Source organism: Mycoplasma cottewii (genome assembly GCF_024918975.1).
Classification (GTDB): Bacteria; Bacillota_I; Bacilli_A; order Mycoplasmatales; family Mycoplasmataceae; genus Mycoplasma; species Mycoplasma cottewii.
Genome location: NZ_CP103424.1, coordinates 857809 through 884626, shown reverse-complemented (window position 1 = coordinate 884626; position 26818 = coordinate 857809). Strand labels below are relative to the sequence as shown.

The 26818-nt window shown below is 26.3% G+C and carries 18 protein-coding genes and 1 tRNA gene; 14 read left to right on the top strand and 5 right to left on the bottom strand.

The genetic code is table 4. From position 1 onward, the window contains the following. Window positions 1–7: 7 nt before the first annotated feature. Window positions 8–4216, top strand: coding sequence for an FtsX-like permease family protein (locus tag NX779_RS03800; RefSeq protein WP_259430084.1), 4209 nt, complete (start codon window positions 8–10; stop codon window positions 4214–4216). A gap of 95 nt (window positions 4217–4311) precedes the next feature. Here the strand turns inward: NX779_RS03800 and NX779_RS03795 are convergent, their stop codons facing one another. Next, window positions 4312–5844: a hypothetical protein gene (locus NX779_RS03795; protein ID WP_259430083.1), complete on the bottom strand. Its 1533-nt coding sequence runs from the start codon at window positions 5842–5844 to the stop codon at window positions 4312–4314. Between the two features lie 185 nt (window positions 5845–6029). Between NX779_RS03795 and rplM the strand changes: the two genes are divergently transcribed. The 3 genes from rplM (at window position 6030) to NX779_RS03780 (ending at window position 7241) form a co-directional block, all read left to right on the top strand. Then, window positions 6030–6485 carry a 50S ribosomal protein L13 gene (gene rplM / locus NX779_RS03790; RefSeq protein ID WP_004429103.1) on the top strand — a complete coding sequence of 152 codons (456 nt, stop codon included), beginning with the start codon at window positions 6030–6032 and terminating at the stop codon, window positions 6483–6485. After that, complete coding sequence (rpsI, locus tag NX779_RS03785) at window positions 6482–6880, top strand: 30S ribosomal protein S9 (protein ID WP_442412968.1); 399 nt, start codon at window positions 6482–6484, stop codon at window positions 6878–6880. Before rplM ends, rpsI begins: the two co-directional genes overlap by 4 nt. A gap of 284 nt (window positions 6881–7164) precedes the next feature. Further along, a tRNA-Ile gene (locus tag NX779_RS03780) sits at window positions 7165–7241 on the top strand. 384 nt (window positions 7242–7625) lie between these two features. On the opposite strand, the gene NX779_RS03775 is transcribed toward NX779_RS03780, so the two are convergent. The 3 genes from NX779_RS03775 to NX779_RS03765 all read right to left on the bottom strand — a co-directional run bounded on the left by NX779_RS03775 (window position 7626) and on the right by NX779_RS03765 (window position 8935). After that, the gene (locus tag NX779_RS03775) at window positions 7626–8042 is read right to left on the bottom strand and encodes a hypothetical protein (protein ID WP_259430082.1); all 417 of its coding nucleotides are present in this window, start codon (window positions 8040–8042) and stop codon (window positions 7626–7628) included. Between the two features lie 90 nt (window positions 8043–8132). Beyond that, window positions 8133–8429, bottom strand: a complete 297-nt coding sequence (locus NX779_RS03770) for a hypothetical protein (RefSeq protein ID WP_259430081.1) — start codon at window positions 8427–8429, stop codon at window positions 8133–8135. Window positions 8430–8476: 47 nt separating this feature from the next. Then, window positions 8477–8935, bottom strand: a complete 459-nt coding sequence (locus tag NX779_RS03765) for a winged helix-turn-helix domain-containing protein (RefSeq protein ID WP_259430080.1) — start codon at window positions 8933–8935, stop codon at window positions 8477–8479. Between the two features lie 163 nt (window positions 8936–9098). Here NX779_RS03765 and NX779_RS03760 point away from each other — a divergent pair, with 163 nt between their 5' ends. The 4 genes from NX779_RS03760 (at window position 9099) to pgmB (ending at window position 15358) form a co-directional block, all read left to right on the top strand. Then, on the top strand, window positions 9099–10871 hold the full coding sequence (locus NX779_RS03760; protein ID WP_259430079.1) for a glycoside hydrolase family 13 protein: 1773 nt from the start codon (window positions 9099–9101) through the stop codon (window positions 10869–10871). Window positions 10872–11035: 164 nt separating this feature from the next. Next, a complete protein-coding gene (locus tag NX779_RS03755) occupies window positions 11036–12814 on the top strand; it encodes a glycoside hydrolase family 13 protein (RefSeq protein ID WP_259430078.1) in 1779 nt (592 codons plus the stop codon). A gap of 134 nt (window positions 12815–12948) precedes the next feature. Further along, window positions 12949–14733: a glycoside hydrolase family 13 protein gene (locus NX779_RS03750; protein ID WP_259430077.1), complete on the top strand. Its 1785-nt coding sequence runs from the start codon at window positions 12949–12951 to the stop codon at window positions 14731–14733. Then, window positions 14723–15358 (top strand): beta-phosphoglucomutase, encoded by a 636-nt coding sequence (gene pgmB / locus NX779_RS03745; RefSeq protein ID WP_259430076.1) that lies wholly within the window; start codon window positions 14723–14725, stop codon window positions 15356–15358. The genes NX779_RS03750 and pgmB overlap by 11 nt, the downstream gene beginning before the upstream one ends. Before the next feature lie 63 nt (window positions 15359–15421). Here the strand turns inward: pgmB and NX779_RS03740 are convergent, their stop codons facing one another. Further along, complete coding sequence (locus tag NX779_RS03740; protein WP_259430075.1) at window positions 15422–16840, bottom strand: transposase; 1419 nt, start codon at window positions 16838–16840, stop codon at window positions 15422–15424. A 370-nt stretch (window positions 16841–17210) separates the two neighbouring features. Between NX779_RS03740 and NX779_RS03735 the strand changes: the two genes are divergently transcribed. The 6 genes from NX779_RS03735 (at window position 17211) to NX779_RS03710 (ending at window position 26816) form a co-directional block, all read left to right on the top strand. Further along, complete coding sequence (locus NX779_RS03735; RefSeq protein WP_259430074.1) at window positions 17211–19661, top strand: alpha-amylase family glycosyl hydrolase; 2451 nt, start codon at window positions 17211–17213, stop codon at window positions 19659–19661. A gap of 35 nt (window positions 19662–19696) precedes the next feature. Next, window positions 19697–21394 (top strand): glycoside hydrolase family 13 protein, encoded by a 1698-nt coding sequence (locus tag NX779_RS03730; protein ID WP_259430073.1) that lies wholly within the window; start codon window positions 19697–19699, stop codon window positions 21392–21394. A gap of 640 nt (window positions 21395–22034) precedes the next feature. Next, window positions 22035–23813, top strand: coding sequence for a lipoprotein (locus tag NX779_RS03725; RefSeq protein WP_259430072.1), 1779 nt, complete (start codon window positions 22035–22037; stop codon window positions 23811–23813). 76 nt (window positions 23814–23889) lie between these two features. Beyond that, window positions 23890–24381 (top strand): hypothetical protein, encoded by a 492-nt coding sequence (locus NX779_RS03720; protein WP_259430071.1) that lies wholly within the window; start codon window positions 23890–23892, stop codon window positions 24379–24381. A gap of 14 nt (window positions 24382–24395) precedes the next feature. Then, on the top strand, window positions 24396–25046 hold the full coding sequence (locus NX779_RS03715; protein ID WP_259430070.1) for a hypothetical protein: 651 nt from the start codon (window positions 24396–24398) through the stop codon (window positions 25044–25046). Window positions 25047–25616: 570 nt separating this feature from the next. After that, on the top strand, window positions 25617–26816 hold the full coding sequence (locus NX779_RS03710; RefSeq protein ID WP_259430069.1) for a carbohydrate ABC transporter permease: 1200 nt from the start codon (window positions 25617–25619) through the stop codon (window positions 26814–26816). Window positions 26817–26818 lie beyond the last annotated feature (2 nt).

The window sequence follows — 26818 nt, the reverse complement described above, 5'->3', positions numbered from 1 at the left end:
AAAAGGTATGAAAGAAAATAAAAATAAATATTCATCTAACAATTGATTTTTATTGATGCTTAAAAACTCTTTTAAAAACGCTTTTAAAAACAAAGCTCAATTATTTGGATTGACTATTTTAGTGTCTTTAATGGCTCTTGTTATGTCATTGATTTCTTCAATTGATAGTAATGTTTTAAATAGATATGACTTTTTAGTTAGCAAATCAAATCAACATAATATAGTTTTGAAATTAGACCCTAAAGATAGTGTTGAAAATAACAAAGAAAATATTCCTAGTAATTTAGTTGAAGCTCAACAACATTGAATAGATCAATTAAACATTAAATATAAAGAAAAGTATAATCAAAGTTTTGAATGATCTAGAACTGAAGCAAGAGAGTTTAGTCAAGTTTATTCAAATAATAATTTACAAACATTAAAAACAATAGCAAAAACTTCATCAAAAACTAATCAAGTTGATAAACTTGTAATTTCAGAAGGAAATGATATTAACTCTATTAATCAAGTTGTTTTAGATCCAATTTATGCTCAAAAACATAATATAAAAATAAAAGATATAATTAGAATTCAAAAAGATAAATTAGGTGATCAATTACTAGTTAGTTCAAATAAAAACGCTAATACAAATGCTGAACAACATAGAGATATTGAATTAATAAAACAACAAGGATTAGATGATAAAAATGGAATCTATCAATTAAAATACGCTGGAACTTATTCTTGATTTCAAGTTGTTGGATTTGGTGAATCAGCTGATTTTATTGCTCCTATAATTAATCAACACTCACCAATTTCTAACCGAGATACTCAAGGTTTAATTTATGTTGATCCATTCCAATTTGGATTAATTAAACAGAATAATAGTTTTTATAATTATGATGAAACAATCGGTAAATTAGTTGTAGGATCAGATAGTGAAATTGAATCATTTTATTCAATAAGAATAAATGATTTTATAGATAAAGAAAAACTAAACTTTTTAAATACTACTTTTAAACAATTAATTAAAAATAACACAGATAAAACATTCTTTTATGAAATTGGTGATAAAAATTATATTTTTAATAAAAGAACATCATTAATTAATAAAACAATTAGAATATATAACATTACTTCATCAATACTATTATTTTCTATATTGTGTGTTGTTTTATATACAACAAGTTTAATGACTAAAAAACAAATAGAAAATTCTCGTTCTCAAATTGGAACAATGAGAGCGTTAGGATATAAAAAACAACAAATAGTATTTAATTATGTTGTTACTCCTTTGATAACTTCATTTGTTGGTGGAATTATTGGATATATTGTTGCAGTTAGAGTTTCAATTGTAATTTTAAGTAGATTACAATCTTATTTCACATTAGCTTATGGAGTATCTTCATTTGACTGAATAGGATTTTTATTTGCATTTATTTTCATTTGAATGTTAATGTCAGTTATATCATTTTTAATTGCATATTTAATTATGAAAACTGGAGCGTTAAATTTAATTTATGCTCAACGAACTAAAAAACTATCTAAATGATCAATGATGATTAAAAGAAATGTTGAAAATAAATCATTTAATAAAAAAATGAGAACAGCTTTATTAATTGATGCTGGACCTAAAATGTTTGGTGTAGGATTTGTTGTTTTATTATCTACTATTATGTTTACAATTTCTTTTTCTGCTCCTTATTTATTAAAAAGAAATCAAGTATATACATATAATGGAATTAACTATAAACAAGTAGTTGAATATTCTGAACCAAGTTATAATAATCCATTTTCATTTTCTAGAGCATTTAATCCTGAAAATGATTATGATGAATATAAAAATATTAAAAAAAGCGATGGTAATTTTGTTTCAACTTCTCTACCTGTTAAAAATAATTCGTATGATATAGAACAAATAATAAAAGACTATTTAAATCAAACTTATGGTAGTTCATATTATAATTTAGCAATTCCAACTGTAGATGATTCAGGTAATACAGAACCAACCTTTTTAGGTGTTTCAAATATAAGAATGTTACAGGCTCAAGATACATCTATATCAACAGGTTATTTCAGACAACTAGCAAAATTATCATTATCTGAAACTGAACCATTTTTTGCTAATGCAGTTTTAAATAACTGATTTGATTATAAAAATTTAACATCAGAATTATTAGTCGATGAAAAAGATGATTTCAAAACTTTATTGAATCAATTTAAACATTTACAACGTTTTTATTCAATTTATTTAGATAGTATTTCATTATCAATTAATAGAGACTATTACTTAAATGATAATGAACAATTTGATATTAATTTAGATGAAGAAAAAAGAATTGAAAAATTTAATTCAATAAATAATAAACAACAAGCTTTATTGAAATTTGCAGATGAATCAGTAGTTAGTGCATCTATTGTAAAACAATTACAAACACAAACAAATAAAGATCATATCAATAACTTTAAATTATCTTCATCAAATTCAAAAATGGGTAAATACCATATAATAGATGGAATTTGAAATAAAGAAGATTCAGTAGAAGATAATATTTTAAAATTAAGTGAAAATGATTTTAAAGATGATTTAATCGATAAAAATAAATTATTAGATCTTGTTTCAAAACTAGGAGTTTGATGAACGGTATTATTTAAAAATAGAATGGAACAAGGAATAATTCAAGCAGCATATTCTAGAGCACCTTATTTTGTAAGACAAAATTTAAAAATTGCTTATGATAATAATCAACAATACACATTAGGATTTAACTTAATTCCATTTACAAAAGATAAAGAACAATTAGGAACTTTATTAAATGTTGAAACATTAAATAAAAAGAATCATTTCAAAATTTACGGAATAAAAAATAATAACAAATTTATTAATTTATTCGATACTAATAAAAATAATCTAATTTCAAAACTTTATAGTACTGAAAAAAACACAATAATAATAAATCAAACTATTTCAAAAAAAATAAACTTACATAAAGGTGATGAAATTGATTTAAACGTATTACAAAATGAATTACAAAAAATAGATCGTAATAATATAAAACCATATAATTTTTCTGATTGAAAAACTGAATTTAATTCACCAACAAGTGACTTTCTTCAAATAAGCGATATATCAACAGCAGCAATATCTATTAAAAATCCTTTTAACAATAAAGATGAAGCTTTAACAAATGGTATTCCTGTTCCATGAGATGAAAAAGACAAATCACTTGATCCAAATCCATTTTATAAAGAATTTTTACAAGGTAATACACGTGTAAATAAAATAAATAAACAACATAAATTCAAAGTTGTTGGAGTTCACGATGGTTATGGACAAGGTGCTGCTTGAATTAAAGAAGATGATGCTCAAGAAATTTTAAACTATAAACAAAATAAAGAAGTTTGATGAGAATTATTATTTAAAAAACAATGAAATAAAGTATTTGATAAACAAGGTTATGATGTTGATCGAATAAGTACTGGATTAAATCTAACTGGTAATGATTCATTACAAAATTATAGTTATCAAGATTTTGTAAATAAATTAATTAAAGAAAATAGAAATGAAAATCAAAAACAAGCAGCACAAAATATTTTAAAAATATTTGATAATGCTTTTCCGATATTTAACTATAAATATTCTTTAAAAGATGATATTGGTGATTTAAGTAAATCAGTTTCAACTTATTCAAAAACAGGTGATTATAATCCAGTTACATTAAATGGAGTTCATGTTAAAGATCATCAAGTATATGACGGAATTGGTCAAGGTTCAATCAATTTAATAGTTCCAGTTAAAATTTCACAAGCTATTTTAAAACAAATTTCAGCATTAATCATATTATTACTAGCACTTGGTATTGTTGCTATTTTATCAATTTCATTTGTAATTATTTTATTAACAACTTCAGTTATTATTTCAGATAATAATAGATTTATATCAACATTAAAAGTATTAGGATATTCTAATTCTTATATTGCTTTAAATATATTAGGAATGTATTTTATTGTTATAGCTTCAATGTTTGGAATTGGATTCACTAGTGGATGATTTATATTTTCAACAATTATAAAAAGTATCTATCACATAGTTGTTTTACCATTAGTATTTCCTGTTTGATTACCTTTTGCTGTAGCTTTAGGAGTTATTGGTATTTATATAATTACAATAGCTGTTGGATTTAATTCAATATCTAAAACTGATGCAACTCTAACATTAAAAGATGCAGAGATTTAATATTTTAATTGATAATTTTCGTGGGTTTTTAAACAAAATGAACCTTTAAATTTTTAAGTTATAATAATCTTATCAAAGGAAATTAGAAAATAAAACTAATCCAATAAGCCTAATTTTTCTTTGAGTTCGAATGATATGCGATAACATTCATTCTTAACACCTGAGACAAGTCCTGATAGTTCGTCAACTACCTCATTAGGCAATCCACTCGGGTGTTTTTTAATTGTGTTAAGAGTTTTATCTAATAGCATATGAATTCATCTTGTCTTATTTATTGTCCCTAGGGTTTTTAAGTCATGTTTTCTTTCTTCATCTAATTGTTTTCTTTTTGCTATATCAACCATTCCTCATTCGTGAGATCCTTTTTCTAATATTTCAGCTTTAAAACGCATAGTTTCTGTTCTAAAGTATAGACTCTCATCTGCACCTATAACAAATTCAATACTTTCGTTTTTGTTGAACTTATATCTTTTTCCATCTGCGTCAATTGCAGCATAATAATTCTTTTGATATTCTACCACTCCATTCATAATTTTTCTTTTAATAGGTATGTCAAAGAAAGCTTCAACCGCCTCATTTTCTAGTTTTCTAAAAACACTTTCTTTTTCACGTATTTTGCATATGCTGTTTAGATATTCGATTAACTCATCTTTTATCGCGTTAGCTCCTTCAATTGTTTTTATATTCTTTTGTTTGAAATAAAAAGGAACGTTCTTTTGCACTGTATCTCATTTTCTTTCTATGTGTGGCTTTGCATTAGCATTTGATGAAGAAACAACTTCTATACCCCTTTTTTCAAGCTCTATACGCGTTCTAGCGTTGTTTATTTCATCTTTTTTAAAGTTAGCCCTATTATCAGTGATTATTCTCATAGGATAACCGTATTTTTGAAAAACGTTTTCAAATATTCTTTGATATGAGTTTAGAGATTCTTCTTGTCTTTCGAAATACATATCTAACACTCTATTAGTTCCAACATCTACAACAGCAACACATGTTGCAATTATATCGTTTTCAAAGTAATAATGAGTACATCCATCAACTTCTAAAACTTGTCCGAATTTGTAGTTATTAGCTGTTGCTAATCTATGTTTTTCTACAACTTTTGGAGTGTAAAACACCAGCTCTTTGCTGTACTTAATAATCTTGTTTTCTTCGTTTTGTTTTCTTATCTTTTTAACTTCTTTTCTTGTTGTTCTTTTGCAGTATGCACTAGCAAAACCTTGTTTTATTAATCTTTTATCTAAATTTGAATATGAAATCTCATAACCAAATTTTTCTTTTAAACAACTGTGATAATTTTTCAACGTCAAAAATGAACAACTACCATTATTGTTCTCTCCTCCTGTTATTTTCATTTCACTTTGATAAATTTCACCTAAGTTGTATATTGTTTCATCATTATATTTTTGTGCATTCTTGTTATTTACATTCTTATGAGAAAGGACTATCTCCTTTCCAGTGTTTATAAAATCAAGATATTCTTTCTTATATCTTTTTATAGTAGAAACAGATTTATTAAATTGCTTTGCTATTGATAAATATGATCTTTTAGGATCTTTTGCAAAGATATCTAATATACGTTTTTTAATTTGTGCATATGACTTATTGTCTAAAATAGTAAACATTCTAACCTCCTTTACCAATTATATGTTTTGGATCCAAAACATATAATTGGTAAGGTATCATTTTGTTTAATATTCCAGAGAGATTTAATATTTTAATTGATAATTTTAAAAAGTTTTATTATAATATTTATTGCTTACTACACTTTATAGACCCCGGACAAGTCAAGTAAAGGAAAATAGCGAATATGAAACAAACTACATTAATCTCTGCAAAAGATATTAACAAAAAATGATATATCGTTGATGCAGAAGGACAAACTGTGGGTAGATTAGCAACTCAAGTTGCTCTTGTTTTAAGAGGAAAACACAAAGTTGACTTTACTCCACACATCAATAACGGAGATCACGTTATTATTATTAACGCTGAAAAAGCAATTTTTTCTGGTAAAAAAGAATCTAACAAAGTTTACTACCACCACTCAATGCACCCAGGTGGATTAAGAAGAAGAACAGTAGCAGTTCAAAGAGAATTAGATGCAACTAAAATTCTTGAAAGAGCTATCAGACTAATGTTACCTAAAAATGTTCAAGGTGCTAACCAATACAGAGCGTTACATGTATTCGAAGGTTCAGAACACCCATATGCTGCACAAAAACCTGAAGTTTTAAACATTCAAACTAAAAAAGGAGAAACTAAATAATGAACAACAAAGTTATTTATAGAGGAACTGGAAGAAGAAAATCTTCAATTGCTCAAGTTATCTTAACTCCAGGAACAGGTAATGTTATTGTTAATGGAAAACCTGCTTTAGAGTTTTTCCCATACGCAACATTAGTGCAAGACTTAGAACAACCATTAGTAGCTACTGGAACTTTAAAAGACTTTGACATTACTGTTAAAGTTATTGGTGGAGGATTCACTGGACAAGCTGGAGCAACTAGATTAGGAATTGCTAGAGCTTTATTACAAGCTAGTGAAGATTACAGAAAAGCTTTAAGAAATGAAGGGTTATTAACTCGTGATGCACGTATTAAAGAACGTAAAAAATATGGATTACGTGGAGCACGTAGAGCACCTCAATTCTCAAAACGTTAATATTATCAAAAAACAACATTTGTTGTTTTTTTATTTTGTAAAAGTAATTTTATTTTAGAGTTGATTTTATTTTTGTCTTTTGTAACAATTAAAAAGTTGAAAGGAATTACTACAACTTCCGGAGTTGGTGGAGCCGGTGCTCATGTTGGTCTTAACCGTCTAGATAAAGTTAAATATTTATTTATATTTAGAAGAAAAAAATAAATAACGAGAAACTTTTGTAAAAAACAACATAAAACATATTGATTTTAAAAATAAAAAGATATATTATTATGTTGTTGTTTCGGAATATAGCTCAGCTGGTTAGAGCACTCCGCTGATAACGGAGAGGTCGTTGGTTCAAGTCCAATTATTCCGACCATTAAGAAAACAAGTAACACCGCAAGGTGTTTTTTTATTTTTAAATATATTTTTACTATGATAAGAAATAAAATATGTCTTAATTATTGAACGTGGGTTTTTAAACAAAATGAACCTTTAAATTTTTAAGTTATAATAATCTTATCAAAGGAAATTAGAAAATAAAACTAATCCAATAAGCCTAATTTTTCTTTGAGTTCGAATGATATGCGATAACATTCATTCTTAACACCTGAGACAAGTCCTGATAGTTCGTCAACTACCTCATTAGGCAATCCACTCGGGTGTTTTTTAATTGTGTTAAGAGTTTTATCTAATAGCATATGAATTCATCTTGTCTTATTTATTGTCCCTAGGGTTTTTAAGTCATGTTTTCTTTCTTCATCTAATTGTTTTCTTTTGCTATATCAACCATTCCTCATTCGTGAGATCCTTTTTCTAATATTTCAGCTTTAAAACGCATAGTTTCTGTTCTAAAGTATAGACTCTCATCTGCACCTATAACAAATTCAATACTTTCGTTTTTGTTGAACTTATATCTTTTTCCATCTGCGTCAATTGCGACATAATAATTCTTTTGATATTCTACCACTCCATTCATAATTTTTCTTTTAATAGGTATGTCAAAGAAAGCTTCAACCGCCTCATTTTCTAGTTTTCTAAAAACACTTTCTTTTTCACGTATTTTGCATATGCTGTTTAGATATTCGATTAACTCATCTTTTATCGCGTTAGCTCCTTCAATTGTTTTTATATTCTTTTGTTTGAAATAAAAGGAACGTTCTTTTGCACTGTATCTCATTTTCTTTCTATGTGTGGCTTTGCATTAGCATTTGATGAAGAAACAACTTCTATACCCCTTTTTCAAGCTCTATACGCGTTCTAGCGTTGTTTATTTCATCTTTTTAAAGTTAGCCCTATTATCAGTGATTATTCTCATAGGATAACCGTATTTTTGAAAAACGTTTTCAAATATTCTTTGATATGAGTTTAGAGATTCTTCTTGTCTTTCGAAATACATATCTAACACTCTATTAGTTCCAACATCTACAACAGCAACACATGTTGCAATTATATCGTTTTCAAAGTAATAATGAGTACATCCATCAACTTCTAAAACTTGTCCGAATTTGTAGTTATTAGCTGTTGCTAATCTATGTTTTTCTACAACTTTTGGAGTGTAAAACACCAGCTCTTTGCTGTACTTAATAATCTTGTTTTCTTCGTTTTGTTTTCTTATCTTTTAACTTCTTTTCTTGTTGTTCTTTTGCAGTATGCACTAGCAAAACCTTGTTTTATTAATCTTTTATCTAAATTTGAATATGAAATCTCATAACCAAATTTTTCTTTTAAACAACTGTGATAATTTTTCAACGTCAAAAATGAACAACTACCATTATTGTTCTCTCCTCCTGTTATTTTCATTTCACTTTGATAAATTTCACCTAAGTTGTATATTGTTTCATCATTATATTTTTGTGCATTCTTGTTATTTACATTCTTATGAGAAAGGACTATCTCCTTTCCAGTGTTTATAAAATCAAGATATTCTTTCTTATATCTTTTTATAGTAGAAACAGATTTATTAAATTGCTTTGCTATTGATAAATATGATCTTTTAGGATCTTTTGCAAAGATATCTAATATACGTTTTTTAATTTGTGCATATGACTTATTGTCTAAAATAGTAAACATTCTAACCTCCTTTACCAATTATATGTTTTGGATCCAAAACATATAATTGGTAAGGTATCATTTTGTTTAATATTCCAGAGAAATAAAATATGTCTTAATTATTGAATAATCATAAGATAAAATAAATTTATAATCATAAAATTATCAATTAAGGAGTATTAATATGAATAAAATCGAATGATCATCAATATTACATATTCAAAAATCGAATATGGCATATTGTTATGATGAAAATACTATTCACTTACTTTTAAAGACTAAAAAAGATGACTTAGCTCATGCTAAAGTTTATTATCAAGATCCTTTTAATTGAGGAAATAATTTAAAAGAAGTAGAAATGAGAAAAGTTGGTAGTTCTGATATTCATGATTTTTGATTTGTTGAAATTTATCCTGAACACAAAAGATTAGCTTACTTTTTCGAATTAACTGGAGTTCATGGAGATAAATGTTTATTAAATCAAAACGGAGTTCATGATTTTAGTGAATTCCACTGAATTAAAAACGATTCTCAATTTAAATTCCCTTGAATGAATAAAGAAGATGTTTATAAAGCACCTGATTGAGTTAAAGATACTATTTGATATCAAATTTTTCCTGAAAGATTTGCAAATGGTAATCCAGAAATAAATCCACCTAACACATTAAAATGAGCAAGTGTTAATCCTCAATCAGATAGTTTCTTTGGTGGAGATTTACAAGGAATTATCGATCATTTAGATCACTTAGTTGAATTAGGAGTTAATGGATTATATCTATGTCCTATATTTAAAGCTAGATCAAATCATAAATATGACACACTTGATTATTTTGAAATTGATCCTAACTTTGGTGATAAAGAGACATTTAAAAAACTAGTTGATGAATGTCATAAACGCGGAATTAAAGTTATGCTAGATGCTGTGTTTAATCACGTTAGTTATTGACATCCTTTCTGACAAGATGTAGTAGAAAATCAAGAAAAATCAAAATACAAAGATTGATTCCACATTAAAAGATTTCCTGTACCAAAAATGCATTTAGAATGACAAAACGTTGATCACTTAAACTTAAGTTATCACACATTCTCATTTATTGGTGATATGCCAAAATTAAATACAGGAAATCCTGAAGTTAGAAAATATCTTTTAGATGTTGGTAAGTATTGAGTTGAAAACTTTGACATTGATGGTTGAAGATTAGACGCTCCAAACGAAGTTGATCACAGTTTCTGAAGAGAATTTAGAATCGAATTAAACAAAATTAAAAAAATCTATATTCTAGGAGAAATTTGATACGATTCAAATCCTTGATTATTTGGTGATCAATTTGACGGAGTAACTAACTATGTATTAACTGGTCCTGTAGTTGGATTTTCTGTTGGACATATGAGTCCAGAACACTTTAAAAACAGAATAGTTAAATTCTTAACTATGTATCAAGCAAATGTAATTCCTAACATGTTAAACTGTATGGATAGTCATGACACTCCAAGATTATTAAACTCTTGTGGTCATAATGTTGATAGATTTAAATTAGCATTCTCAATCCTATTTACATTAAGTGGAGCTCCAAGTATTTATTATGGTAGTGAAATCGGACTTGATGGAGAACATGATCCTGGGAACAGAAAATGTATGATTTGAGATAAATCAAAATGAAACATGAACATCTTTGATCATATGAAAAAACTATGTCAAGTTAGAAAAGAACACCCTGTATTAGGATCATATGGATTATTAGAATTTGGTGTAACTGACAACGAAAAACAATATGTTGAATACTTTAAATTTGATAAAGACAATAAATATGTTGTAATGATTAATAATTCAGATAAAGAATTAAATATTGATCATTTAGATTTAGAAAACAAAGTTGAGCTACTTACTGATGAAGTTCAAACAAGTAATGTAGTTAATTTAAAACCAATTTCTATGAAAATCTTTAAGATAAAATAAACCAATTATTTATAATTTTTAAATGCTAGTTAATCTAGCATTTTTAATTTAAAAAACATGTATATATTAAGCAATTATTTTAGTATTATTAAAGTAATTATGCACTTTAAAAATAAAAAAGTGTGATATCAAACATATAGATATTTTACATAAGGAGAAATTAAATGAGCGCAATTGAAAAATCAGCAATTTTACATATCCCAAAATCAAATATGGCATATTGTTATGATGAAAATACTATTCACTTACTTTTAAGAACTAAAAAAGATAACATAAAAGAAGTAATTGTTCATAATGGAGATATTTTTAATTGAGATGATGATCTAAAACCAAGTCATATGAGAAAAATTAGATCTAATAATATTTATGATTTTTGATTTGTTGAACTTCATCCTAAATATAAACGTGTAGCTTACTTTTTTGAACTAACTGGAGTTGATGGAGATAAATGTTTATACAATGAAAAATCAATCTATCCAATAGAGTATTATTGAAAAGTTAGAATTGAAAATCAATTTAGATTTCCTTGAATGCATCCTGAAGATATTAATAAATCTCCAGAATGAGTTAAAGATATTATTTGATATCAAATTTTTCCTGAAAGATTTGCAAACGGTGATCCTTCAATCAATCCAGAAAATACATTAGAATGAAATTCCGCTTATCCAACTGATAAGAATTTCTTTGGTGGAGATTTAAAAGGAATTATCGATCATTTAGATCACTTGGTTGAAATTGGAGTTAGTGGATTATATTTATGTCCAATTTTTACAGCAAAAACTAATCATAAATATGACACTATTGATTATTTTGAAATTGATCCAAATTTTGGAGATAAAGAAACATTTAAAAAACTAGTTGATGAATGTCATAAACGCGGAATTAAAGTGATGTTAGATGCGGTGTTTAATCACTTTGGATACTGACATCCTTTCTGACAAGATGTTTTAGAAAACCAAGAAAAATCAAAATATAAAGATTGATTCTATATTAACAAATTCCCCGTTGAAAGAATGGATGAATCTTTAACTGAAAATAAAGATCTAAACTTACCATATCACGCATTTTCATTTACTGGATTTATGCCAAAGTTAAATACAGCAAATGTTGAAGTTAGAAAATATTTATTAGATGTTGCTAAATATTGAGTTGAAGAGTTTGATATTGATGGTTGAAGATTAGATGTTGCAAATGAAATAAGTCACGATTTTTGAAGAGATTTCAGAAAAGCTGTGAATAAAGAAAAAAGAACATATATTCTAGGTGAAATTTGAAATGATTCTAATGTTTGATTACAAGGTGATCAATTTGATGGAGTTATGAATTACACATTAACTAGTTCAATTATTGATTATGTTGGTAAAAGAAATATGTCAACAGATGAATTTAAAGAACATATTAATAGCTTTTTAGTTCAATATCCAGCAAATGTATTACCTGCAATGTACAATTGCTTAGATAGTCACGATACAGCTAGATTTTTAACTACTTGTCAAAATAATGTAGATAGATATAAATTAGCATATTCTATTTTATTTACATTTATTGGATCTCCAAGTATATATTATGGAGATGAAATTGGAATTGATGGAGAACATGATCCTGGATCTAGAAAATGTATGATTTGAGATAAATCTCAATGAAACTTAGATATCTTTGATCACATCAAAAAACTAGTTAAACTTAGAAAAAATCATCCTGTGTTAGGATCATATGGAGATTTAGAATTTGGATCATGTGATATTTCACAAGATTATCTAGAATACTTTAGATCAGATAAAGACAATCAATATGTTGTAATGATTAATAATTCTGAACACGAAACATTAAATGTAGATCATTTAGATTTAGAAAACAAAATTGAACTACTTACTGATGAAATTCAACTAAATAAAGTAGTTAGTTTAAAACCACTTTCAATGAAAATATTTAAGATTAAATAGAATAAATTTTAGATAATTGTTTAAAAAATTTTTATTATCTTTAAAATAATTAATAGTTACGTATTTCTTAAAAAGCCAATGCGTTCTATAAAATATAATAATAGATATTCTGTTTATAAGGAGAAAATAGATAAATGAAACTAATTGAAAAATCAGCCATTTTACATATTCCAAAATCAAATATGGCTTACTGTTATGATGAAAACACGGTTCATTTACTTTTAAGAACCAAAAAAGATGATTTAAAAGAAGCTCTTGTTCACCATGGTGATCCTTTTAACTGAGGAAAAGACATGACAATATCAAAAATGAGAAAAGTTAGAACTACCGAAATTTATGATTTCTGATTTGTTGAACTTTTCCCTAAATTCAAAAGATTATGTTACTTTTTTGAACTAATTGGAGTTGATGGTGATAAATGTTTATATAATGAAAGAATGGTTTATCCATTTGAATTATTTGACAAAGTTAAAGATGAAAACCAATTCAGATTCCCTTGAATGAATGCTGAAGATATCACTAATGTTCCAGATTGAGTTAAAGATACTATTTGATATCAAATTTTTCCTGAAAGATTTGCAAATGGTGATCCATCAATCAATCCGGAAAATACATTAGAATGAAATTCAACTGCACCTACAAGAACTAATTTCTTTGGTGGAGATCTACAAGGAATTATTGATCATTTAGATCACTTAGTTGAACTTGGAATAAATGGATTATATTTATGTCCAATTTTTAAAGCAAAAACAAATCACAAATATGACACTATTGATTATTTTGAAATCGATCCAAACTTTGGAGATAAAGAAACATTTAAAAAACTAGTTGATGAATGTCATAAACGTGGAATTAAAGTGATGTTAGATGCGGTGTTTAATCATTTTGGATACTGACATCCTTTCTGACAAGATGTTTTAGAAAATCAAGAAAAATCAAAATATAAAGATTGATTCTATATTAACAAATTCCCTGTTGAAAGAATGGATGAATCTTTAACTGAAAATACAGATTTAAATCTTCCATATTACACATTTGCATTCACTGGATTTATGCCAAAAGTAAATACAGGAAATCCTGAAGTTAGAGATTATTTATTAAAAGTTTCTGAATACTGAGTTAAAGAATTTGGAATTGATGCATGAAGATTAGATGTTGCAAATGAAGTAGGTCACAAATTCTGAAGAGAATTTAGAAGAATTGTTAACAAAGAACAAAAAACTTTTATTCTAGGTGAAATTTGAAATGATTCAAACGCTTGATTACAAGGTGATCAGTTTGATGGAGTTATGAACTATGTTTTAACTCGTTCAATTATTGATTGTATTGGTAAAAGACATATATCAACTCAACGTTTCAAAGACCGTATAAATAATTACTTTGTTCGTTATCCAATGAATGTTCTACCTGGAATGTTCAACTGTTTAGACAGTCATGATACTGCTAGATTATTAACAGTATGTAAAGATAATGTAGATAGATTTAAATTAGCATTTTCTATTTTATTTACTTTTAATGGTGCACCAAGTATTTATTATGGTGATGAAATCGGAATTAATGGAGAAAACGATCCAGATTGTAGAAAATGTATGACTTGAGATAAATCTCAATGAAACATGGACATTTTTAATCATATGAAAAAACTATGTAAAATTAGAAAAGAACACCCTGTTTTAGGATCATATGGATATTTTGAATTTTCTGATGTTCAAGCTGATGAGCACTATTTAGAATACTTTAAAATAGGTATGTATGATAAATATTTAATTATGGTAAACAACGCTGATAGAGAATTAAAACTTGATCACGTTAAACTAAAAGGTTGTGTTGATCTGTTATCAGATGAAGTTGAAACAAGTGATGTAGTTACTCTAAAACCATTATCAATGAAAGTGTTTAGATTTAAAAATGAAGATTAAAGGTGTAATTTTTGATTTAGACGGAGTAATTACTGATACTGCACCATTACATTTCAATTCTTGAGCACAAGCTGTTAAAACAGTTGGTATTGATAATTTAGATGAAAGTTTTTTAGATAAATTAAGAGGAGTAGGACGAGCAGATTCACTTGATTTAATTTTAAAAACTTATAATGTTGAGATTAGTCAAGAAAAGTTTAATGAATTATTAGAATATAAAAATGATTTATATAAACAAGGATTAGAAAAAGTCGATCGTTCTTGAATACTACCTGGTGTATTAGAGTTTATTGAACAATTAAAATCTAATAATATTAAAATTTGTTTAGGTAGTGCTAGTCATAATGCTAAAAATATTTTAACTAAATTAGAATTGCTTAGTTATTTCGATCAATTAGTTGATCCATCTAAAATTACAAATACTAAACCAGCTCCTGATATCTTTTTAAAAGGTGCTGAACTATTAAATTTAGATGTTGATCAGTGTGTTGTAGTTGAAGATGCAAACGCAGGTTATCTTGCTTCTAAAGCAGCTCAAATTAAATGTATTGGTATTGGAATTAATGCTGATATTTCAATTAAATCTACAGAAGAATTATCAATTGATTTATTAAATTGATGTTAATAATAAAATAACCTCAAAACCAGATTGAAAAATCAGGAATTGAGGTTTTTATATTTTTAAATGTTATAGATTTAAAATGTCAACAATGTTGTCTGTGTATTTTTTTTCGCTTGTATAATGTCACTTATTATTTGTAGTGTCGAAATATTTATTAGCAGAACCTAATCTTTCCATTATTTGGTTGAATGAGAAATTATCAGTTAAACCTTTTTCTTCAAATTCTTTTTTCATTCTTGATGTTATTATTGTAGTTATTAAGTTTATAAACTCAGTTGCAACTATACTTGTATTTTTTTGCAATCTTGAGAAATCTAATTCAATTATATTTTTATAAAAATTTAAAAAATCTTCAATTTCTCATCTTGTCTTGTAAAGATCATATATTTGTTTTAGTGATAAATCTTCATCTGAAACAAAGTGTATTGTTCCAAACTGATTTTCTTTTTCTTTTAACTCTTCACTGTTGTTATTTTTATCAGTGTTATTTAGATAAATTTTTCGTTCTTGGTTATAGTCACTCATACTTTTGAATGAATATAAATATTCATTATCACTAATTTTGTTTCTTTTGCTTAATACTAAATCATGATTTGAATTAAATTTTGTATCATATTCTGATAAATTTAAGGATTTGATTCTTTTATCATTTCTTTCAATAGGAAAAAGGTTTTTAAGATTATTGTTTGATTTTTTAAGTTTATTTAATCCTTCTTGAGAAACCATTCCTTTATCTCCTAAAATCAAACAACTATTTGATGAAAAATAGCTAATAAATTTATTACAGTCCATTAAATCTACTGTATTTCCTTTTAAAACTTTACCTCCGATTAATTCTTTTTTATTTAGATCAAAAGCATATAAAAGACAAATGTTTTGAGCTCCTTTTGTTATTGTTTGTCATGATCATCTTGTAAAACTAGAATTTCTAGAATTTAAACTTTTAAACATACCATCGATAACAATTGTAGATTCAGGTGAGACATTATTCATTCTATTTTGTATGAAAGATTTCATATATTTATATTTTCGACCTAATCTATCTAAAAATTTTGAAATGTTACTTACTGAAAGAGAAACTCCCGGAAACTGTTCTGAGAAAAATGAATATTGGTATTTTCTATTAATTTCTTTGTTAGTAACGTTACCATAAGCTGCTCTAATAATTGCTATTGTATAAATTGTTTTTGCATCTGAAATATCAAACACTTTACAAAGTTCACCATAAATATCTTTAGATAATTTATAAGCAATTTCAGTTCTTCCAAATTGTTTTATATCAAACAAAGCGAAGTTAGAATTGCTTGGCTTAGTTTCTACATATTTAAAGTTTATTATTTCTCCAATTTTACCCAGTTCAACAGGAATTGCCTTTCCATTTTTTCAAATACTAGTTCTTTTAATAACATCGTATTTGTTACCGTTTTTCTTTACTCTTGTATTTTTTGGTCTTTCAACAGCCAATATTTCTTTTGGTATAGGCATAACACTTTTCTCCTTATATAGTGCTTTAGTTATTATAATTATTTATTCAATTTGTATACTTGTCTTTTTTAAATGCTTTTTGTTACCCTTTATAACTATATTTTATGAAAAAAACCATACTTTGTCTTGACTATAAAATAAATTTCTGGAATATAAAATAAATTAAATAAAATTATATAGTGCTTTATTTGAAACTTTTTTTATGGGCAATAGTATTTTTTATAAAGTTATAGAATAATATGAGTATTCACACTTATAAAGTGTTGATTCTAAATCTCAAAAATAGCAAAAATTAGCGTGGGTTTTTAAACAAAATACACTGTTTATATTAATAAGCACAGTTTGTATAATTATTATGAAAGGAGAAAAAATGAAACAAAATTATTTATTAAAACGTCTTATATCAATAATATTATTTGTTTTATTACTAATTGGTTTTAGCTCAACTGTAGTTAGTTGTACAAAACTAAATAGTAATCAACATGCAAAAATAGATGACAAGCAAGATGAATCTAATACACCAGATCCATCACCAACTCCAAATAGAGAAGAAGATTCATCTAATACACCAGATGGAAAACCGAAACCAGATGAAGATCAAACAGATCCAAATAGAGAAGAAGAAAAACAACCTGATAAGAATTTAAATTATTTAAAGACTAATTATAACCAGGATGTTATTTACCAAATCATTACTGATAGATTTTTTGATGGTGATAAGAAAAATAATCCTAAAGGAAATATGTATAATCCAAACCATAATAGATATTATCATGGTGGAGATTGACAAGGGATTATACAAAAAATAAAAGACGGTTATTTAACTGATCTTGGTGTTGGTGCTTTATGAATTTCTCCACCTGTTAAAAATATTGATGGAATTTCTCCAAATGATGAGAGAATAGGACATGCAAGTGCCAGTTATCATGGATATTGAGCTGAAGACTTTTTTAAAACTAATCCATATTTTGGAACTTTTGATGATTTTAGAGAGTTAATTAAAGTGGCTAATGAACATAGTATGAAAATCTATATAGATTTTGCCCCAAACCATACATCACCAGCAGTTGATTATGATAAAGATCTTAATACAGTGGACCATAATCTTTATCCAGAACAACATAGAGGAAGAAACGATCTAAAAACAGGTGGTGAATTATTACCAAATGATGGTGCATTATATAGAGATGGTGAACTATTAGGAAAACTTCATGATGGTAAAAATCATAATTTATTTAATAAAGAAGGTTGAACTGATTTTAGTTCTTGAGAAAATAGTGTTTATAATACAATGTTCGGTCTTGCCGATCTAAACCATTTAAACCCAGTTGTTGATAACTACTTTAAAGATGCTATTAAAAAATGATTAGATTTAGGAATAGCAGGTATTAGACTTGATGCTGTTAGACATATGCCAATTGGTTGACAAAGAAACTTTACTCAATATATTAATAGTTACAAACCATCACTATTATTTGGTGAATGATTTGCAGGAAGCAACGTTGTTGATAATGAACTTAAAACATTTGCAAATAATAGTGGTATGTCATTGTTAGATTTTAATCTTACACATGCTATACGTAATTCACTAGGTAGTTATAGTGAAGGTATGCAACACATACATCACACATTAGCAGACACATCTAACAATTTTGAACATGTACATAATCAAGTCACATTTATAGATAACCACGATATGCCTAGATTTATGGAAATATCTAATAAAAATACAAATAGAGTTGATCTTGCATTAGCAACAGTGCTTACAATGCGTGGTATACCTGCAGTTTACTATGGTACTGAACAATATATGGATGGTAGAGAAGATCCGGATAATAGAAAAAGTATGACTAGTTTTGATAGATCTACAAGAGCATATCAAATAATTAAGAAATTAAGCAAACTTAGAAAAGATAATCCAGCAATTCAATTTGGAGACTACAAAGAACGTTGATTAAACGATGATGTGTTAGTGTATGAAAGAACTTTTAATCAAAACACAGTTGTTATAATGATAAATAGAAGCGAAAGCACTGGTTATGAATTAAAAGATTTACAATTAGGTTTACCAAAAGGAACTTATCAAGACTATTTAAGTAATTTACTAAATGGTCATCCAATCACTGTTCAAGATAATGGCAAAGTTGATCACTATAGATTAAATTCAAATACTTTCCAAGTGTTTGTGTCTAATAAACAAAACGATAATGTTGTTCTTGGTAATGTAAACACATTACAAGCAATTCACAATGATCGCGTAATACTTAGTGGTGATAATTTAGATAAAATTAAACATCTATATATATCAGATAATAAAGCAAATAATCATATAGCAAAATTAGAATTAATTAATAACAATAATAAATTAGCATACATTGAAATTCCTAATATAAATTCTGGTATGTACCAAATTAAAGCACTTACAAAAGAAGATAAGTGAACTAATAGTATTAATAATTTAAAAATACTAACTAATAAACAGGTAACTGCAAGGATTATGCTTAAACTAGATAAAATGCAAACTATGCCAGGTGAAACTGTTCATATGAATGGTAATATTTTTGAATTAGATAATAATAGTGAACGTATACCTATTCATCCGTTATTTAACTCAACAAAATCTATTGCAATGTATCCTAATCATTTTATAGATGTATCACTACCAATAGATACTAAATTTAAATTAGGATTTATGATAAAAAATCAAGATGGTAGTATCAAAAATCAAATTACACTTGAAAATGAATATATAATCACACAAGAAATGTATAATGAAAACTTAAAAAATAGCACTAATATTGTTATTCAAACACAATGATAATTTAATAAAATACAAAACATACATAGGAGGTATTAATGGATAAATTAGCAATATATCATAAAGATCAATCTAATTACTCTTTTGCTTTATCTAATAAACAAGTTGTATTAAGACTTAGAGTTAGTAAAAAAGATAGCTTTGATTATATAAAAGCTATATATGGTCTGAAATATGGTTATCAAGTTGAACAAAAAGAAATAGATATGTCAGTTAAATACACTGATAAATATTTTAACTATTATGAAGTGTTAATTGATATAGATGATGTTAGATTTGTATATATATTCAAACTAAAAATAAATAATGAAATTTATTATTACTCAGAAGAAGGATTAACAAAAGAATATGACTTTTCTAAAGCGTTTTATAGTCATTTTCAAATACCTTACATCCATAATATAGATACAATAGATAAAATAGATTGAGTAACTAAATCTATTTTCTATCAAATATTTGTAGATAGATTTAATATGGGTTCTGATAAATTAAATAAAGATTATATAAACCTAAATTGAGGAGATATTCCAAAAGGTCAGTATGATTATGCTGGTGGAGATTTAAAAGGTATTATAGAAAAACTAGATTATTTAAAAGATTTAGGAATAACATCACTTTATTTAACACCTATATTTTCAGCTAATACTAATCATAAATATGACACAGTAGATTTTTATAAAATAGATGAACAATTTGGTGACAAAAAAATATTTAAAAAATTAGTTGATGAGTGTCATAAAAGAGATATGAAAATAGTTTTAGATATGGTTTTTAATCACGGTAGTGATGAATCAAAAGAATTTAAACATGTTCTAAAACATAAAAAGAAAAGTAAATACTTTGATTATTTCATGATAAATGGTGATGAAGTAGATCAAGAAAAAATTAATTACGAAGTGTTTGCTCATTGTTCATATCATCCTAAATTTAATACAGAGAATAAAAAAGTACGTAAATATCTAATTAAAGTAGCGAAATATTATAAAAACAAGTTTAATATTGATGGAGTAAGATTAGATGTTTCTGATGAAGTTAGTCTTAACTTTTGATTCCATTTTAGAGAACAGTTGAAAAAAATTGATAAAAACTTCTTTATCTTTGGTGAAAACTGACATGATGCTCATAAATTTCTACAAGGTGATAAGTTTGACTCTATAATGAATTATTCTGTTACAAAAGCAATATTAGATCTTTTAGCATATAACAATTTAGATAGCGAGAATTTTGTTTATAGATTAAATGAACTAGTAGTAAGAAACACAACTAATGTAAATTTAATGATGATAAACCTAATTGATTCTCATGATACTAATAGATTTATAACTGATGTTGATGGTGATGTAGATAAATTACTATTAGCTTTATCTATAATATTTATATATATTGGAGTTCCTATGCTATATTATGGAACTGAAATTAAACTTGATGGTGGATATGACCCATTAAATAGAAAATGTTTTAATTGAGACCAAGTTAATAAAGACGAAAAATATACTTCTATATTAAAACAACTAATTAATTTAAAACATAATCAAGATTCATTAATTAAAGGTGATATTCAAATAGAATATAAAGACAATTTAATACATATAACTAGAACATATAATGATGAAAAAATAAAACTAATTATTAACTACAACAATACAGATATCAATTATATTAGTAAAGATTTAATTCTATCTAATAATTATCATGATAATATATTAAAACACAAAGGATTTATTATAGAAAAATAAAACACAAGATGTACATACAACCTTTAGGAAGTATGTACATTTTTTATGTTTATTGGTATTAGATATTAACGTGGGTTATTAAACAAAATTAACCTTTAAATTTTTAATTAAAACTTTATTGAAAAATTAACTATACAGAATTTTATTTACAATTTCTAAATTTATTTTTACTTTTTTCATTTCAATTCAATCGTTACTAATTCCATCGATTTTGATCTTTTTATACTGCTTAAACATTTTTATAATTTCACAATAAGTTTTAAACATCAGAGCACCTGATTTTTCAAACTTATTTTTACGGTTGCTATAGGCATGACTTTTTTCTCTTTATATAGTGCTTTAGCTACTATAATTTTTTAATTATTATTTTGTTTATTTTTTTGATTGTCTTTTTTGTCTGTTTTTAGTTGCTTTTTATACGTTATATTTTATGTAAAAACTAGATTTTGTCTTTGACTATTTAATAAATTCAATTAAAAAAATAACGTTTTAATAATTTCTATAGTGCTTTTATTAGAAACTTTTTACTGGTAAATAGATTTTTTTATAAACTTATAGAATAATATAATTGTTCACACTTATCAAGTGTTGATTTTAAATATCAAAAATAGCAAAAATTAGAAAGGTTTGCATTAATAATATGAAAAAAATACTATCATTGCTTTCTACATTAGCTGTTATTGGTGGTTCAACATTAACTGTTATGTCATGTAAAGGACGTGCTGCTAATGAAATTTATGTACAAACCAATCAAAAATGAATGCCAATGTATAAAAAAGCTGCAGAAGCTGTTAATAAATCTTTTGAACAAAGAGGATATGATTGAAAAATTAGATTAAAAGAAATTGATTTTTTCCAAGAAAAAGATTTAATCGATCAAAGAGGGGTTAAAGATAAAGGGATTTCAGATATCTTTACTTTCCCTTTAGATCAATATCCTAAATATGTTAACCAAAACACTTTAAAAGACTTAACTGAATATATTAAAAATGATTTAGTTAAAACTAAAGAAGATTCAGAACGTTTTGGATTAGAAATTGATAAATCAAAACAAGGAATTGAAGGAATTAAAGTAAAAGATAACGTAAACTCTTGAACATCTGCACGTGTTACTAATTTAGAAGGAAAAGAAATTTATGGTATGATTCCTATGTCAGTTGAAAACTTATTATGAGTTTTTAACAAAGATCGTGTAGGAGTTGAAAAAGAATCTGATGGACAAGGTAATTCATTCAGTTATTTAGTTGGTTCTGAAGTTGATAAAGTAAGTAATTTAGATAAATGAGGAAAAGAAGGGGTTCCAGAAAAAGCTCAAGGAAAACCAAAAGCAAGTATTGAAAATTTAGCTAAATTAAACCTAAATCAAAAAAACAACTATGAGTTTGAAGATGGTAAAGAAAGAGAAGATACTTCAAAAGGTGCACCTTTAGTTTATATGGACGCTGGTAATGCATTCTACGGAGGAACTTTCTTAAATTCTATTTTAAATAATAGAGAAGAAGAAATAAAAGAATTAAAAGCCGATTTCGCAACACCAGGAATGGTTTGAATTAATAAAGGTGCGAAAGCAAATACAACAACAAAAGCTGATTTTGATTCAATTTGAGAAAACAAAAAATTTGAAGCCGACTTTAATGAAGCTACAGATACAATCGTTGACTTTGTAAAATCATTCGGTAAACATATTGAAACAATTTATGGTGGTGCTAGTGGTCAAATTGGACAAATTATTGAAGATGCTCTAAAAGACGGAACAACAGCTATGTCTTTAATTGGTCCTTGAGAAGTTTCATCTAAATTAGAAATTATGAAAAAAGCTGAAAAAAATGCTGGTTCAACAAATTATGGATTTGCTTCAATAGGTGATATAACATTTGGATCACAAAATAGAAAATTAACAGGATTTGCTGGTGGATTTGGTCGAGGTGTGAAATCTACAATTGCAAATAGAGTTTCAAAATCAGAAAAAGATGGATCAGAACTTTCAAAAACACAAGCCGCTGTTGAATTTATAAACGAAATTTCTAAGGAAGAATATGCAACAGAATTAGCATTTGCTGATGGAAAAATCAGTGCTTATAAAAAAGTTGCTGATAATATAGTAAAAGAATTAGAAGAAGGAAAAAATGTTAAACCTGCATCAGGAAGTAGAACACAAACTGATGTTGATGCAGAAAAAGAAAATAGAAAATTAATTGGAGGTGCATATAAAGCTATTATAGATGGTTATGGAAAAACTGGTAAAAATGCCGATGTAGCCCCAAGAGCAAATAACGAATTATTTGGTATTTACTGAGGATCTTATGCAACAGCGTTTGGTTCAACATTCAACAAAAAACAAAATAGAGAAGGCGAAAAATTCCACCAAATTTTCAGAAGTACATATAAACAAGAAAAAGACAGATATAGATTCCATTAATAATAACCAAAACTAAAAAATAATAATTATTTACTGCCAACATAGTGTGTTGGTAGTTTTTAACAAGAGGTAAAAAATGGATACTCAACAAATATTTGGTAATAAAACTAATATTAATAAATGAAATGCATACTTTTTATTATTAATTTCTATGATTTTTGTGGCTATACTTAGTGCAACTATGTTAATTGACTATAATTTTATAGTTGTTAAAAAACAAAATTTACCAGAAGAGGCATTGAAAGACCCTTATATGTATTTTTTAAAAATTTGGATGTTTAGATATTTATTAAATGTGCTATTTATCATAATCTTTGTTGTGTACACATTATTTGCAATAAACAGATTGCGTGTAGGTTATGTTTATGTAGGATTGTGAATTATTGTTTGATTTGGATTTGCATTCGGTGAGTTGATATTAACAAAAAGAGCATCATATCTAAGCATAACAAGCATTGTATTATTTGTTTTAGTTTTAATTAGTTTCTATTTTATCGTTAAAGATATTTCAGAAATTAAAAAAAGCATAAGATATCAAAAAATGAAAAAAAGACAATATAAATTTTAGAAAGTGAGGTTAATATGAATAATGTAGAATTTTATAAATCTTTAAAAACCAAAGAAGAAGTTTTTACAGAATTACAAAAAATTAGTTATGTTGATTTTGAAAAAATGTTTGAAGAATTAGACCAAACTTCTAAAAATTTAGATAATTCAGTGTATACATTTACTAATAAAGAACTAGCTAAAATCTTTTTAGAATTTGCAAAAGAAAACATTCATCACAATATGCATGCAAAATTAAAAGAAAAATTTGCTTTATATTTACATAAAGATGAAAATAATAAATTTGTATTTGATGTTAAAGCTATCGAAGAAAGTTTTATTAATAAAGATGAAAAATACATTCACGATATGTTCAAATTCAGATCACGTATTGAACTAAGTGAAATAATTTATAGAACCAGACAACAAGAATTAAAAAATTTAAAAACTAGAATGAATAAACAATATGTTAAATATTTAGAGTTTTTAAATAAATTTGTTTACACATACAAAAAGAAATTCATATCAATCACATACAAAATAGCAAGAAGAAAAGTGAGAGAATTGCGTTTATTATTTAGTACTAACGATTATTCATACTATGTTAAATCACATAATAAAAACGCAACAGTATTTGAGCAAGAGAAAAATGAAATTTCTCTAAAAATCAAAAAAGAATTAAATTAAATTAAACATTTAAAAGGAATAGAAAAAGCAAAAGCTACCAGCGAAATATATAAACAAGGAATCGATTATAGTTATGATTGAGAAGTTAAATCATTAAATTTTGCTGCTAAAGAAAAATATTTAATCAAAAAAGATGAAATTGATTTAGAATTTATTCCTTTAGTTAAACAAGCAAAAGAAAAATATCAAGAAATATCAAAAGAAAAAAACAAACATAATGAAATTACTAAAAAACTTCTTCAACAAGAAAAAGAGTCTTATCAAACTGATTTACAATTTGCAACAACTAAAAGTGAAAAGAAAAATCTGAAATTAGAACATAAACAAAACAAAAAAGAAATCAAAACAAGAAATGCTGTTAAACAAGCAAAAGACAATTGAACTTATTTAAAACACAGTTTTAAAACAGAAAAAACTAAAAATAAGTTAGAGTATGTCGCAGAAATTGAAAACATAAAAAATAATTTACCAATCGAATACCCAGTATGAAAAGAAATTCTTTCTATTGCATTTGGTTGATTCCCTGGAGTTGGACCATTGATTAATGGTCAATATAAAAAAGCGCTGCTAATGTTTGCTGCACTGCCAATATTAATATCATTTATATTATATTCATTTGGAGTTGGAAACATTGAAGGGAAAGGTTTATTAGGATTAGTTGATTTTGGTGCTAGTGTTCACGATAGTGATGGACGTTTCTATCTAGTTGAAGGTATTATTGCACTTATTCTTACTTTTGGAACATGTCTTGCAATTCTTTCTACATGAATTGATTCAAGAAGTAACGCTAAAAAAATGAGAATAGGTGCAAGATCAAGTACTTTTAGTCAAACAAGAACATTCTTAAAATCACACGGAATTCCATACATCTTATCATTACCTGCTATTATAGGAATGATGTTTATTGTACTTGTTCCAATTATTTCAACAGTAATTATTGCATTCACTAATTATGGTAAAGGAAACGATCCAGGACGTCCTGGTCAAATCATCCAATGAGTTGGATTTGAAAACTTTAAATCTATTTTCGGAGGAGAATATTTCCCATCGTTCAAATACGTTATGGGATGAACATTTACATGAGTTATCTTTACTACAGTTTCAGTTATTGCAGTAGGTTCATTATTTGCATTACTAGTTAATCATGATAGATTAAAAGGAAAACGTATTTTCAGATTAATATTTTTATTACCTTGAGCTGTTCCATCGTTTATTATGGTGATGGTATTTGCGATCTTACTTTCAAGTGCGGATTTTAACAGATTCACACAAAGATGGATTGGAGTTAGTGGATGAACTTCAGAACAAACTCAAGCACGTATTGTTCTGATAATGCTACAAACATGATTAGGACACTCATACATGTTCTTATTAATTACTGGTGTTTTACAAGGTATATCAAAAGACTTATATGATTCATCAACAATCGATGGTGCTTCAAGATGAAAACAATTAATGAGAATTACAATCCCGCTAATTCTTGCTCAAGTTGCTCCGTTACTAGTCGGTCAATTTGTTTTCAACTTCGGTAACTTTGGTATTATTTATCTATTTGGAGCAAACGCTCAGGCTTTAAACCCTGCAGATAATAAACCATATCCAGGACAACCTGGTATAACAGATATTTTAATTTCATTCGTGTTTAAAATAGCAACACACCCAGATAGATATACTTATGGTATTGCTGCTTCATTTATTATAGTTTCATCATTTGTTGTTGTTGGAATCTCAGCAAATGGATTTAGAAGAATGAATGCTTTCAAAAATTAGGA